Source organism: Colwellia sp. C2M11, assembly GCF_018860915.1.
Classification (GTDB): Bacteria; Pseudomonadota; Gammaproteobacteria; order Enterobacterales; family Alteromonadaceae; genus Colwellia.
In genome coordinates this window covers 125,033-139,046 of sequence record NZ_JAHKQD010000003.1, presented here as the reverse complement: position 1 = coordinate 139,046, position 14,014 = coordinate 125,033, and the positions used below count along the sequence as shown (strand labels likewise).

At 34.9% G+C, this 14,014-nt stretch carries 11 protein-coding genes; 10 read left to right on the top strand and 1 reads right to left on the bottom strand.

The genetic code is table 11. The features are described from left to right. Window positions 1-8: 8 nt before the first annotated feature. From surE to KO509_RS00500, 10 genes are all read left to right on the top strand, one after another. A complete protein-coding gene (gene surE / locus KO509_RS00545; protein ID WP_215971333.1) occupies window positions 9-761 on the top strand; it encodes a 5'/3'-nucleotidase SurE in 753 nt (250 codons plus the stop codon). Further along, the gene (locus KO509_RS00540) at window positions 761-1,423 is read left to right on the top strand and encodes a protein-L-isoaspartate(D-aspartate) O-methyltransferase (RefSeq protein ID WP_215971378.1); all 663 of its coding nucleotides are present in this window, start codon (window positions 761-763) and stop codon (window positions 1,421-1,423) included. The genes surE and KO509_RS00540 overlap by 1 nt, the downstream gene beginning before the upstream one ends. Further along, window positions 1,423-2,001, top strand: coding sequence for a YqaA family protein (locus KO509_RS00535; RefSeq protein WP_215971332.1), 579 nt, complete (start codon window positions 1,423-1,425; stop codon window positions 1,999-2,001). Before KO509_RS00540 ends, KO509_RS00535 begins: the two co-directional genes overlap by 1 nt. A gap of 14 nt (window positions 2,002-2,015) precedes the next feature. Then, window positions 2,016-2,900, top strand: a complete 885-nt coding sequence (locus KO509_RS00530; RefSeq protein WP_215971331.1) for a peptidoglycan DD-metalloendopeptidase family protein — start codon at window positions 2,016-2,018, stop codon at window positions 2,898-2,900. A gap of 131 nt (window positions 2,901-3,031) precedes the next feature. Then, window positions 3,032-3,925 carry an RNA polymerase sigma factor RpoS gene (gene rpoS / locus KO509_RS00525; protein ID WP_215971330.1) on the top strand — a complete coding sequence of 298 codons (894 nt, stop codon included), beginning with the start codon at window positions 3,032-3,034 and terminating at the stop codon, window positions 3,923-3,925. Between the two features lie 503 nt (window positions 3,926-4,428). Beyond that, window positions 4,429-5,070 (top strand): hypothetical protein, encoded by a 642-nt coding sequence (locus KO509_RS00520; RefSeq protein WP_215971329.1) that lies wholly within the window; start codon window positions 4,429-4,431, stop codon window positions 5,068-5,070. 108 nt (window positions 5,071-5,178) lie between these two features. Next, window positions 5,179-5,937 carry a hypothetical protein gene (locus tag KO509_RS00515; protein WP_215971328.1) on the top strand — a complete coding sequence of 253 codons (759 nt, stop codon included), beginning with the start codon at window positions 5,179-5,181 and terminating at the stop codon, window positions 5,935-5,937. Between the two features lie 259 nt (window positions 5,938-6,196). Continuing rightward, window positions 6,197-9,577 carry a carboxypeptidase-like regulatory domain-containing protein gene (locus KO509_RS00510; protein WP_215971327.1) on the top strand — a complete coding sequence of 1,127 codons (3,381 nt, stop codon included), beginning with the start codon at window positions 6,197-6,199 and terminating at the stop codon, window positions 9,575-9,577. Window positions 9,578-9,637: 60 nt separating this feature from the next. Next, the gene (locus KO509_RS00505) at window positions 9,638-10,126 is read left to right on the top strand and encodes a hypothetical protein (RefSeq protein ID WP_215971326.1); all 489 of its coding nucleotides are present in this window, start codon (window positions 9,638-9,640) and stop codon (window positions 10,124-10,126) included. 125 nt (window positions 10,127-10,251) lie between these two features. Further along, window positions 10,252-10,929: a FlgO family outer membrane protein gene (locus KO509_RS00500; RefSeq protein ID WP_215971325.1), complete on the top strand. Its 678-nt coding sequence runs from the start codon at window positions 10,252-10,254 to the stop codon at window positions 10,927-10,929. Window positions 10,930-11,183: 254 nt separating this feature from the next. Here KO509_RS00500 and mutS read toward each other — a convergent pair whose 3' ends face one another. Beyond that, a complete protein-coding gene (mutS, locus tag KO509_RS00495) occupies window positions 11,184-13,778 on the bottom strand; it encodes a DNA mismatch repair protein MutS (protein ID WP_215971324.1) in 2,595 nt (864 codons plus the stop codon). Window positions 13,779-14,014: the final 236 nt, after the last annotated feature.

Sequence of the window (14,014 nt, the reverse complement as noted above, 5' to 3'; positions counted from 1 at the left end):
AATAATTAATGAGAATTTTATTAAGTAATGATGATGGTGTTCATGCATTGGGTATTAAAGTGCTACAACAAGAGCTAATAAAGTACTTTGATGTCACGGTTGTTGCACCGGATAGAAACTGCAGTGGAGCAAGTAATTCTTTAACTTTATTAAACCCTCTTAGAGCAGAAGTGTTAGAAAATGGTTTTATTTCTGTTAATGGCACGCCCACTGATTCAGTTCATTTAGGTGTTAGCCAACTTGCATCATCGTCATTTGATTTAGTTGTGGCTGGCATTAATAATGGCCCGAATTTAGGTGATGATACAATATATTCGGGTACTGTTGCTGCGGCGACTGAAGGTCGACATATGGGGTTACCTGCCATTGCTATATCGCTGCTAGGCAAAGATGAAAAGTATTATCAAACCGCGGCAATAATTACCGCGAGAATTATTAAGCGTATTCAAGAGCATCCTTTAGCTGCGGATCAAATTCTTAATATCAATGTGCCTGACGTGGCAATTGATGACATAAGAGGGATAAAAGTCACCCGTCTTGGTCATAGACATAAAGCTGAACAGATGCAGAAAATGAAAGACCCATGGCAAAGAGATATTTATTGGTATGGCAGGTTAGGTAAAGAGCTTGATGGTGGTGAAGGTACAGATTTTCATGCAGTAGCGAATAGTTATGTTTCAGTAACACCGCTCACTGTTGATATAACAGCACATAACAGTATAGATAGTATGAAAGAATGGATAGGTGAAGTAAGGTTATGATGAGTCATAAAAAAAATGCTAGGGCGGGCAGTAGAACAAAAAGAAGTGGAGAATTACTTGCACAAAAGTTGCAGGCTGAAGGCATAACAAATCCGCAGGTATTACATGCTATAGCAAGTTCACCTCGTCATATTTTCTTACCAGAAATATTGGCTCATAAAGCTTACGATAATACAGCCTTACCTATTGGACAAGGGCAAACTATATCTCAGCCTTATATAGTTGCAAAAATGTCAGAGCTATTATTGAATGATTATAAGCCTAAAAACATTCTAGAAATAGGTACCGGCTCAGGTTACCAAACTTCTATTTTAGCGCAACTAACAGATAAAGTTTTTTCGGTAGAGCGAATTAAGGCTTTACAGTTTCAAGCTAAGCGCTGTTTAAGATCGATAGATTTACATAATATTTCATTAAAGCATGGAGACGGTTGGCAAGGCTGGGCAAGTAAAGCTCCCTTTGATGCCATTATTGTAACCGCTGGTGCAGCTCGTGTGCCACAAGCATTACTTGATCAGCTGGTTGATGGTGGACGTTTAGTTATTCCTGTAGGCGATAAAACTCAAATACTGAAAACCATTACTCGCCATGGTGATAGTTATAGCGAGGAGCAAGTTGAAGTCGTTCGATTTGTACCGCTAGTCGCTGGAGAGTTATTGTAATGAAAATATTTACGGCGGTTTATGATTGGACGCTAAAATGGGCTGAGCATAAGTTTGCGCCACGGATGTTAGCACTGTTAACTTTTGCTGAATCGGTATTCTTTCCTATTCCGCCTGATGTTCTACTTGCACCTATGGTATTAGCTAAACCTGAAAAAGCATGGCGACTAGCCAGCCTGACAACGATTTCGTCTATTTTAGGAGGAGCTGTTGGTTATTTGCTTGGTTATATGATGTTTGAACCATGGATACAACCACTTATTACTGAATTTGGTTATCAAGCACGATTTGATACCGCAATAACTTGGTTTAATGAATGGGGTGTATGGGTAGTGTTTATTGCTGGCTTCTCACCTATACCTTATAAGTTATTTACAGTAAGTGCTGGCTTTTTACATATGGCATTTTTACCTTTTCTACTTGCTTCAGCTATTGGACGAGGGATGCGATTTTTCCTTGTTGCTGGATTAATTCAGTGGGGAGGAGAGGCTATTACACATAAATTACGTAAATGGATAGACATGATAGGTTGGACTGTTGTTGCACTAATTATCATTGCGTATTTAGTCTTGAAATAATTGTTCGTTTAACCATGATAGCGATTCAAATTAAAAATAATACAACGCCTAAAACACTTTTAAAATTATTGTGTTGTATTTTTTTAGTTCTGAATCTTTTGGCGTGCTCTTCTCGGGAAAAACCCGCTCCTGTAGTAACTGTCTATGGCAGTATTCCCTTAACTAAACAAGCTCAAAATACTATCAATAGTACTGAGTATGTAGTGCAGCCGGGAGAAACATTATATTCAATTGCATGGCGAGCAAATTCTGATGTTCGGCAAATAGCTAAATTGAATAATATTCCAGCTCCTTATAATATTTTTCCAAATCAAAAATTAATTTTAGTGGCGAATAAACAGACAAAAAGTGTAAAAGCTAGTAAGAATAAGCAGTACAGTAAAAGTCCGACTAAAAGCTCTACTCAAAAGAACAATACTGTAGTGAAAAAGAGTGTTGCATCTTCGAAAAAGCAGGCGTATGGTAAAAATATAAGTGATAAGAAAATAATAGAAAATAGTCAACCGAAAGATAATTTTTCTCAAAAAATTCGTCGTTGGCAATGGCCTGTTAAAGGAAAAATCATTGCCTATTTTTCTGCGAAAGAAAAAGGCAATAAAGGGATCGATATTACTGCTCAACGCGGTACTAAAATTAAGGCGACGGCAAGTGGTAAAGTTGTTTACTCGGGGAGCGCATTAAGAGGTTATGGCAAGTTAGTTATTATAAAGCACAATGATGATTATCTTAGTGCCTATGCCCATAATGATAAAATACTGGTAAAAGAACAGCAGCAAGTAAAGGCTGGAGATACTATAGCAACGATGGGAGATACTGATACAGAAAGGGTTATGCTTCATTTTGAAATACGTTTTCGAGGAAAGTCAGTTGATCCCTTAAAGTATTTGCCGAAGCGATAAGAAGTGTATTCTATTGAGGTATTAATCATAGTAAATCATTGATTAAAAAGAATACTGTTTGATTAAATAAATTGGAGTTAGTGTGAATATATAATAGTTAATAATAAGCTTGCGAGATAAGGGAGAACACCATGGTAAAAGAAAAAAAACAAACGACCGTGCTTAAAGACAAAGTACAAAAATCGTCAGGTGTTGATGCAACACAAATTTATTTAAGTGAAATAGGGTTTTCACCATTACTAAGCGCAGAAGAAGAAGTTTATTTCTCGCGCCTATCCCTAAAAGGTGATGAAGCATCACGTAAGCGTATGATAGAAAGCAATTTACGTTTAGTGGTTAAAATAGCTCGACGCTATAATAACCGTGGTTTACCTTTACTTGATTTAATTGAAGAAGGTAATTTAGGTTTAATTCGTGCTGTTGAAAAATTTGATCCTGAGCGAGGCTTTCGCTTCTCTACTTATGCTACTTGGTGGATTCGTCAAACGATAGAACGAGCGATAATGAATCAAACACGTACCATTCGCTTACCCATTCATGTCGTTAAAGAATTAAATATTTATCTACGAACTTCACGAGAACTTATTCAAAAGTTAGACCATGAACCAACCGCTGAAGATATAGCCAATACACTAGATAAACCGGTTGCAGATGTCACTAAAATGCTGCGTTTGAATGAACGTATAGCATCAGTAGATACACCTTTTTCAGGTGACTCAGATAAAGTATTACTCGACGTTATTCCTGATAGCAAAAGTAATGGTCCAGAAGGAGACTTACAGTCGGAAGATCTGAGTAATAACATAGTGAACTGGCTAAATGAGTTAAACTCCAAACAAAAAGAAGTAATTGCTAGACGTTTTGGTTTAATGGGCTATGAAGCTGAAACATTAGAAAATGTCGGCATTGAGATAGGTTTAACTCGTGAACGAGTTCGTCAAATTCAAGTGGAAGGACTGAAACGCCTTCGCGATATCTTAAGTCAGCAAAACTTATCGATTGAAGCGTTATTTGAAAATCAATAATTTAAAATGTAGTCAAAAAAATAATTAAATTATTAAAATAATAAAAAGCAGGCTGTAAAGAATAACTTTACAGCCTTTACATGATAACTTTGTATTACTTATTTCATTAGTATAATAACACTATAATGAAATAGCTGTGTCTAGCTTATCCTACCATATAGAATTAGTTTATTAATGAGTTAACTTTGTATGCTTCTCAAATTTTACAGTACAATGTAAACCTGAAGTATTTGCTAATTTTAGTGGTATTGTTAATGGCGCTACTCTTTTAAGCCGCTAACGATTATAGTGTTGTCTTAACCGTTTCCTTATTGCTCGTGTGGTAGTGGCAGTAGCTGCTGAACAAATATTGTTCAATATTTGTTTTATTGATTTTACTGTAGAAATAAATAACAATTAATTGTTTATTTTGCTCAAGTTATTTTATTTTAAGCCGATACTATAATTGAAGATATTCGTCTAAACTTATCACAGGCGGCATCCACTCTATAAAAGGGAAAACTATGAACAATAAATTATTATCAAAATCACTGGTGTTTACTGCAATTTCTTTTATTGCAACAACGGTTAATGCACAAAGTGTTGATTTTCCGGTTAGTTTTAGAACAATTTCTGATGTTGAGATTCAACAAGTACAAGCGCTAAGTTTCGGCGCAACAATGTTTTCAGCCAATGGTGGTACATGTTCAATGGATGCATCTGGGACAACTATAAATGATGCGGACGCTGCTATTCTACGAGGAACACCTGTATCAGGTAGCCTTGCAGGTGCTGTGACAGGTACAGGTTGTATTGATACTGCAGCAGGTATATCTGGAAACCAAATAGGTATTTATCGAGTGATAGGCATTTCTGGTTCTGATGTTCAAATTACTGTCAATGAAGTAACTGGTAGTGACTTTACTTATACTCCGGATTCTGGCTGTATCAGTAATTATGATGGCGCTACCGCTGGCGATACCTGTCAATCTTTCTTTGTTTCCTCTCCGACAACTACCGCTTTAGCTGATGCGACAGATGGTGCTGATGCTAATGTTACTGAGGGCGAATTACGTATAGTGATTGGTGGTAAAATTACTATTAACACGGATTTAACCGCTGATACTAACTATTCGCAAGACTTTACAATTGATGCAATATATTAAGATAGTATCTTAAGGTACTATATTTAACGACGATGAAAAGCCATGTTATTATTCACATGGCTTTTTTTTGTCCGTTTTGTATTTGTTTGGTATTTAATGAGTTTTTATATGTTAGTAAAAGTAAAATATATATGTGTGTTAATCGTAATATTATTAACGATTGCCACTTTTAATGTTAATGCTATTAGTTTAACAAGTAATAGAATTTATCTTGATAATAATAATCGAGTTGCCTCATTTATTGTTTTAAATCGCAGTTTAACGGCTGAAGAATGCCGCTTGTCTTTTCGCTATTTTGAATTTGATAATGCTGCGGTAATGGGGAAAGAGTTAACCGATACATTACCGAGTAATAATACCAGTAAAACAGTTAAATTTTCGCCACGTCGATTTTCAATTGCTGCAGGTAAATCTCAAGCTATTCGCTTATCGTTAAGGCGCAGTGCAGACACAGATAAAGCTGAATATCACAGTTACTTAAGTGTTAGTTGTGGAAAAATTTCCCCTCCGACACCAAATTTAGTCAATGTTGCTCCGCGACTTGTACATAATGTTCCTATTGTTGCTCGCACAGCTAAATTGAATGCTCAAGCAAGCTTTACTAATGTAAAGCTATTAGATAATGGAAAAGTATCTTTTAGATTGAATCGGGAAGGAAATCGTTCAATCTACGGAGACTTAGAGGTTTTAAATAAGCGAACTGGCAAAAAAGTTAACGGGTTAAAGTCTATTTCAATCTATACTCAGTCAAGTTATCGAGATTTTGAATTTTCAGTACCTGTTAACCTTGCTGAAAGTGATATTTCGCTACGTTTTACCGAAGTAGAAAAATATGGCGGCTCTTTAACCGTTACACATAATGATTAAAATGTTACAACAACAATACAAGCAATTTTTGCAATACAAGCAATTCTTGCTTAGCTAGAAGAGTTGCTTGCTGATATAGATTTCCACCTTTAATTATAATCTTAATTAATAAACTGTTGTTTAATTAATGGCATATAAAATGCTTTATGAATTATTCATGGATATTTTATCTTCGTAAAATCATTTCGCTATAATATCAATATATATGTATGAAACTTACGAGGCTTGAATAAAAAATAATTAATAACAATGGGTTAATATGAATAAAAAGAAATTAATACCTTATGAAGTACTGTTTTCAGTGCGTCATCTTTTTGTCATTTTTATTTTTTTATCTTGGAGCAGTGTAAGTTCTAGTGCTCAATTACATAAATTGGTTATTAATGATGAATTTTTATTGCTTGATACCTATTTAGATAAAGATCAAATATCTTCTTCGATAGATGCTTACTCTATAGATGGTAAATTACTTTTAGCGGTTCAGCCATTATTTGATGTATTAACATTAAGAAACTCGATTACAGGCAAAGAATTAAATGTATGGAAAGAGAACAAATTATATAGTTTTGAATTAATAGATAAAACTAAGATCAATGCTGATGGTTACTGGCTTGATGATGGTTATTATTTATTTATCGACAGTAAAACTCTCAGTGATTTATTTAATGTTGAAATTAGCTATAACGAGAGCAACCTAAAATTACATATAACTACTTCCGATTATAAATTTCCTAAACAGCAATTAGCAAAATTGTCTTTACAGCGTACTTTATCTCGCAACGGTAATAAAGTTAACTATTCTGATTTACTTGATGAAGACATTATTGAAGATGAATATCGTTTATTTACTATACCTCATGGCAGCTTTTCGAGTAATTTGAATCTTGATAGTGATGATAACACTTCGCTTAATTATTCATTGCAAACAGTTTCTGATTTTTTATATCACTCTGCAAATATCACTATTACTGATACCAACAAACAAGATCTTACTGGATCGGTACGCTTTTCAAGATATAAAACCAAGCCAAATGAGATGATTTTTGATGCTTTTGATAGTTATTCCTTTGGTGATATTAGTACTACAGGTAGGAATTTAACAACATCAACGCGATCTGGGCTAGGTGCTGTGTTCTCGCGAGCACCAGAAGCATATCGCAATAGGAACGTTGGTATAACGTTAGAAGAAACAGCAATTCCTGGCTGGAGTGCTGAACTTTATCGTAATGGACAGTTTATTGAGCTAAAAGTAGTGCCTGCTGATGGTAATTTGATCTTTGATGACGTCGAAACGCAATATGGTAATAATCGTTACGAAATTAAGCTTTATGGTCCTTTCGGGGAAGAAAAAATAATAACCCGTTATTATAATATTGATAGTAATGCTTTATCAGCAGGACAAATGGCTTATAGTTTTTATGGGGTTGATCGTACTAAAAGGGTTATTAATGATCAAAGCGACACTGATTTTTCACTTACGGATTCTGGTTTTACTTTTGACTATGGCATAAGTGATAATTGGTTACTTGGTTTAAGTGCTGTTCAATCGACGACTAACTTTAATGGGAAAAAACAAAGTTTTGTTACTTTAAAAAATGCTTTTGTTCTGCCTGGATATTTATTTGAAAATGAAATTTCAGCACAAAACGAGGCAGGTTATTCACAAATATCAACGCTTACAGGTAATGCTTATGGCAGAGATACCTTTTCTGTTGTTTATCAATCAGCAGATGATTTTAGAAGTAGCAGGATTAATTCAGCTGATAGCCGTTGGCACAATATTTATGCTAATTATGCCGGTTCTCTTCCATCTTTAGGCTCTCTTGGCTATGGCATAGGGGTCGGTTATAACACCATTAAAGATGATAGTTCTGTCGATAATATTTTGGGAAAAGAAGATAACCATTGGCAATTTAATCAACGATTATCAAAATCATTTGGTGGTGTCAGTGTGACTAATACTTTGTATTATAACCGTTATGAACAGCTAGAATTTGAAACAATTACTGAAGAAGATAAAATAAACAATGCGCGTGTATTACTTGAAGACTGGTCTGGTAACTTAGGTCTTGGTGGTTCACTGACGAATAATTTAAGATTGAATGCAGGTATACAGTATAAGCCCGATAATGATAGCGATATCATTCAAAGTGGTAATATTACTTTAAGTTGGTTTAACAATAGATTCTATCATAGCCTTCGAGGTATTTATTATTTAGCTGACACCAATAATAAATGGCAACTTGGTTACAACATGAGTTGGGATAACAATTACTTTTCGAGTAATTTATCTAGTACTTATAATGCGGAAGATGAATGGACTATTGGTTTAGGATTTAATTTGTTTTTTGGGTATGATCATCACAATAAGACAATGAGAATATCGAACGATTTATCCTCGGGCTCTGCTTCTATTAATACCTATAGTTATTTAGATAGAAACCCAAATGGTTGGAGGGATGAATCTGACTGGGATTTAGAAGGGGTTTCTTTTACAGGTAATAGTGCCTGGAAAAATATAAAAAGTGGTGAGAATGGCAGAGTAGTCGTGCCAGGGGTAAGTACAAATACACCTTTTAAATTTAATGCTAGTTGGGAGTATGGCACCAGTACACTACAGAAAGATTATGTCATATATACTCATCCGGGCGCTTATGTTGATGTTAATATCCCGTTTTATATTACTACTGATATTTCAGGTTTTGTGTATGTAACGAATAGTGAAAACGAAGATCGACCTTTAGCAGGAGCGATTTTATATATACAAAATAGTTTTGGTGAAATAGTTAAAGAAGTAAATACAGATCAAGATGGCTTTTATGAAGCGAGAAACCTTAAGCCAGGACGTTATCAAGTTGCCATTCTACCAGAGTATTTAGATAAAAGTGGCTTCACTGCGAACAATGTTGGTTTTGAATTTACAACGAGTAGTAAAGGTGGGTTTGTTGAGCTTGATGATATAAAGTTAACACTTTCAGATAGTAATGGACAAAGAAAAGCGCAAAATTTACGACTATTACGCTTGAATGTTAATAATTCAGGGCAACAAGTTTGGCTAGATAAAGACGATCCGCTTAGTCGACAAATTTATAGTTTACCTGCTCGTACTAATTTTCAAGTGCAACAACGTTATTCTCAACCTGACAAACTTCCTGTTGCACCCAAACGCAGGGATTACATAGCCATAAATCCCGTGCAGCGAAATGAACTTCCAATAAAGCCTATAGAAAGAACTGAGAGCATAGTTAAAATGCAAGAAAGAGAACACTTGCCAGAAGCGCTAACTCGCACGTTATCATCGATTAAGGCGAAGGAGTTAAATAATAATTTAACTCGCTTAAATGGAAACCTAACTCCTGAAAAAATTGTTGACAATAATGATACTATAGGCACAGAGTTTGTGATACAGCTAGCTGCTCACAATTATAGAGCAAATGCATTAGCTGCGGCTAAGCAGTTCAATAGTTCAATCCCATTATATATTGCTGAAAAGGAAATTAATGGGGTGAAAAAATACTGTATAATTAGCCAAGCCTATAGTGACTATCAAACAGCAAAAGCGCGATTGGCTACTAATAATGTAATCGGGTGGGTAACATCCAATAATGCTTATTTTAATGTGCAAAAATTAAGTGATTAAAAGTAAAGGCTTTTACTGTATTGACACTGTCAATGATATCAAAGGGGAGAGGGAGGTATTATGAAAATTAAATTAACACTGATAGTCATTTTCGGCTTGTTTTTCACTTTTTTTCACAGCAGTACTAAAGCTGATGCATATATTATTGAAAGGAGTCGGATTAATTTTGGTTCGTTAATTTATATCTCTGGTGGTTGTGTCATGGCCTATGACACAAAATTAATCACTAATGTAATAGGCTCTAATATTTGTATCTCTGAAGAAGGGCAATTAGGCAAGTACCGTATTTATGCCGACCCTCATACTGAAATAGCCATTACTGTCAAGTCACACAATGATAATGGCAGTGGCATTATTTATGTGCCTGATGGTGAAGTAACGAATGATATAGAAAGTAAATTAATAATCGCTGATACCGGTATAACGATTAATAGCGAAACATCAGGGATTATTGATATAAACCTAGGCGGAAGGATCAGAATTAACGGTATATTAAATTCAAATAATACTTATTCTGAAAACTTCAGTATTGAGTTTAATGAGATTTAATTGTTATATAAAGCTATTTTACTGTTAATTAATTTAAAGGCACATTTTATGCATTATTTATTTGAACTGAACCTGAAACATAAAGAAAGTGCTATGTTTTTGACTTTTACTTACTAGGTATTGTTATGAAATTTTACGTATGTTTACTTTTGATAGGGCTATTAACTGCCTGTACGTCATTTTCACAGAATGATTTTTATCATACTTTTAGAACAGAAAAGCCAGAAAAAATAGAAAAGACAAAAGTGGTTAAGCATAAACCCATTGATAGTGAAAATTTAGAAAATCATAGCTTAAATGCAATTGTACAAGGCCTAGCTTTTCAAATGTTAGATAACAGTGTTTTTGTTAGTCATAAAACACCTATTGCCATGGCTTCTTTTGTTAATTTAAATGATTTAGAAAGTACTAGCTGGCTAGGAAATTTAATATCAGAGAGTTTTATATATGAATTTCAACGTCATGGTTTAATTGTTGTAGATTTTAAAACGACCGGTTTTTTTAGAGTTACTAGTGAAGGGGATTTTGTTTTTAGCCGCGATTGGAAAGAATTACCGGACAATCAAATTATAGATTATGTAGTTACAGGTACTTTACTGGAACAAAAAGATGGTTTTATTGTTAATGCTCGAATGATCGGTATGATATCTCATGTGGTTGTTGCAACAGCTCAGACTTTTATTCCTCGATGGGCTATAGGTGAAATGTTATCTAAAGATAACCTTGTAGAAGATGATATGAAAGTAGAGAAGTCTGCTGATAAAGAAAATAATAAAGCATCTTGGATTGAGATTACTAACTAACGTAAAATAATTAGCCTTATTATACCGTGCTATAAAATAAGTATTGTTTAATAAGCAATGTTCAATGATCGTTGTTTAATAAATATCGTTTACTATAAAAATCTTCTAATTTATTAAAGTGCTAACCATATTAGACAGTGCACTATTAAAGCTGTAAAGTTTAGCTTCAACATTCCTGTGTCATCACAAAAATATGATTGCTGACTTATCTCATTTAGTGAAGATAAGTCAGCAGTTCAGTCTTTTTCAATATATTAAAGCTTTGTTTTTAAGTCGAATAACAAGTCTAATGCTTGTTTAGGCGATAAGTCATTCACATCAGTATTACGTAAAGTATCTATTGCAGGGTGTTCATCTGCGACCAAGGCTAATTGTTGAAAATTGTCTGATTGTGGAGGCAAAATAGAAGCAACTTCCTGATTCTCTAACTCGACCAGTCTTTGCTTAGCCCGTTTGATAACCATTTTAGGAACTCCGGCAAGTTGAGCAACTTGTAAACCAAAGCTTTTACTTGCCGGGCCTTCTTGCACTGCATGCATGAAAATAATGCTATCGTCATGCTCCATTGCATCTAAATGTACATTGGCTAGCGTTGGTATTTCTTGGGCAAGTAAAGTTAATTCGAAATAGTGGGTAGCAAATAAAGTAAATGCTTTTGTTTTTAACGCTAACATTTCAGCACAAGCCCATGCTAAAGAAAGACCATCATAAGTACTAGTGCCACGCCCAATTTCGTCAAGTAAAACTAAGCTTTTCTCGGTAGCATTATGAAGAATATTAGCGGTTTCAGTCATTTCAACCATAAAAGTTGAGCGACCACTCGCTAAATCATCAGAGGCACCGATACGGGTAAATATTCTATCAACTAAGCCAATTTTAGCTGAATTGGCTGGAACAAAGCAGCCAATATGCGCAAGTAACACAATTAATGCAGTTTGACGCATATAAGTTGACTTACCGCCCATATTAGGGCCTGTAATTATTAACATCTTACGTTGTTCTGTTAATAGGATTGGGTTAGCAATAAAGGTGTTATTAGTCATTTGTTCCACTACTGGATGTCGACCTGCATCTATTTCAATTCCAGTAGCGTTGACTAAGGTAGGTTTTACATAATTTAGGGTAATAGAACGCTCAGCAAAGTTAGTTAATACGTCAAATTCAGCAATAGCTTGACTGAGTGTTTGTAATCTTGCTAATTCAGGTAGTACGAGATCGAATAATTCTTGGTAAAGGCGTTTCTCTAATGCTAAAAATTTACCTTGAGCACTTAGTACTTTATGTTCATGCTCTTTTAATTCTTCAGTAATAAAACGTTCATTATTTTTTAATGTTTGGCGGCGTATATAATCGTCAGGTACGTCATTTGCCGCCGTTCTACTCATTTCAATAAAGAACCCATGAACTTTGTTATAGCCTACTTTTAAAGAATGGATACCAGTACGTTCTTTTTCTCTTTGTTCTAATTGTGCTAGAAACTCAGTCGCACCATCACTTAAATCACGTAAGACATCGAGTTCTTCATGATAACCAGGTGCTATAACACCGCCATCTCGAATAAGGACAGGTGGATTATCGACAAGTGCTTTTTCCAGTAGCTCTTGAATACTAGGGATTGGTGCCATTAATTTAGCTAATGTGTTTACATAACCAGTATTGGCGCTTGCTGATAAGTAGTTTTGTAGTTCGGGTAAAGATTGTAAGGTATTACGTAATCGAGCAAAGTCACGCGGTCTTGCTGAGCCTAATGCTATGCGAGAGACAATACGTTCAATATCACCAAAGCCTTTTAAAATGGGTTTTGCATCAATATGTAAGTCAGTTGAAATTATTTGTTCAATGGCATTTTGTCTATCAGATAAAATACTTAAATCACGCAATGGAAAATGTAACCAACGTTTTAATAAACGAGATCCCATAGGGGTAGCAGCATAATCTAATATCGCAGCCAGAGTATTATCCACACCACCTTGTAAGTTTTGTGTTAGCTCTAAATTTCGTCTTGTTGCTGCATCAAGGACGACACCCGAAGTCGCAGATTCGCAAATTATTGCACGAATATGTGGTAATGCGGTTCGTTGTGTATCTTTCACGTATTGAAATAAACACCCCGCAGCAGATAAACCTAATAATTTATCATCAACACCAAACCCAGTTAGCTCTTTTGTTCCAAACTGCTTATTAAGTAAAGCCACTGATGTTTCAAGATCAAACTCCCATTCTGGACGTCGGCGTAATCCTTTATATTGATCAACATGTTGCAGTGATGAAAGCGTTTCTGAGTAAAGTAATTCAGCAGGTGAAAGGCGTTGTAATTCTGCCTGTAATTGTTCACTTGTTTGCGGCTCTGTAATGACAAAACGGCCACTAGTCATATCTAAATAAGCTAAACCGAAACTTGGATCGGAAGCTTTTTTAGACTTAGCGTTATTTTCAGTAATAGCAACAATTAAGTTGTCTTGCCTATCAGATAAAAGCGCTTCATCACTCACTGTACCTGGCGTTATAATTCTGACTACTTTACGTTCTACTGGGCCTTTACTTGTTGCAGGGTCACCAATTTGTTCACATATAGCAACGGACTCTCCCAGTTGAACTAGTTTAGCTAAATAATTTTCTACCGCATGGTAAGGAACGCCTGCCATTGGAATAGCGTTCCCGCCTGTTTTACCGCGTGCTGTCAATGAAATATCTAATAAGTCAGCGGCTTTTTTTGCATCATCAAAGAATAGTTCGTAGAAATCACCCATACGATAAAAAATCAGAATATTAGGGAATTCTGCTTTTATTGTTAGGTATTGACGCATCATAGGGGTGTGTGAAGAAAGGTCTTGCGTTGTTGTGGTCATTTAAATGCTGCAACTCATAGAATCAATAAGGTTGGTGAAAGAGGATTATGCCATATTTAACAAATAAAATTATGAATTATTTTTATAAAAACTTTAAATTTAGCTTAGCTATAAACTACTGTGTAAACAGTGGTAAATCAAATTAGTAACTTTTTTAAGTCAAAAATTCAAAAGTTATTGATGTTGTTTTTAATCTTTTATATCAATAAGTTAAAAGTATAGGTTTTTATTTTTTT

Coding starts and splice junctions, on each gene's coding strand:
- KO509_RS00530 (WP_215971331.1), top strand. CDS start 2,016: ATGATAGCGATTCAAATTAAAAATAATACAACGCCTAAAACACTTTTA.
- surE (WP_215971333.1), top strand. CDS start 9: ATGAGAATTTTATTAAGTAATGATGATGGTGTTCATGCATTGGGTATT.
- KO509_RS00520 (WP_215971329.1), top strand. CDS start 4,429: ATGAACAATAAATTATTATCAAAATCACTGGTGTTTACTGCAATTTCT.
- KO509_RS00535 (WP_215971332.1), top strand. CDS start 1,423: ATGAAAATATTTACGGCGGTTTATGATTGGACGCTAAAATGGGCTGAG.
- KO509_RS00515 (WP_215971328.1), top strand. CDS start 5,179: ATGTTAGTAAAAGTAAAATATATATGTGTGTTAATCGTAATATTATTA.
- mutS (WP_215971324.1), bottom strand. CDS start 13,778: ATGACCACAACAACGCAAGACCTTTCTTCACACACCCCTATGATGCGT.
- KO509_RS00510 (WP_215971327.1), top strand. CDS start 6,197: ATGAATAAAAAGAAATTAATACCTTATGAAGTACTGTTTTCAGTGCGT.
- rpoS (WP_215971330.1), top strand. CDS start 3,032: ATGGTAAAAGAAAAAAAACAAACGACCGTGCTTAAAGACAAAGTACAA.
- KO509_RS00505 (WP_215971326.1), top strand. CDS start 9,638: ATGAAAATTAAATTAACACTGATAGTCATTTTCGGCTTGTTTTTCACT.
- KO509_RS00500 (WP_215971325.1), top strand. CDS start 10,252: ATGAAATTTTACGTATGTTTACTTTTGATAGGGCTATTAACTGCCTGT.
- KO509_RS00540 (WP_215971378.1), top strand. CDS start 761: ATGAGTCATAAAAAAAATGCTAGGGCGGGCAGTAGAACAAAAAGAAGT.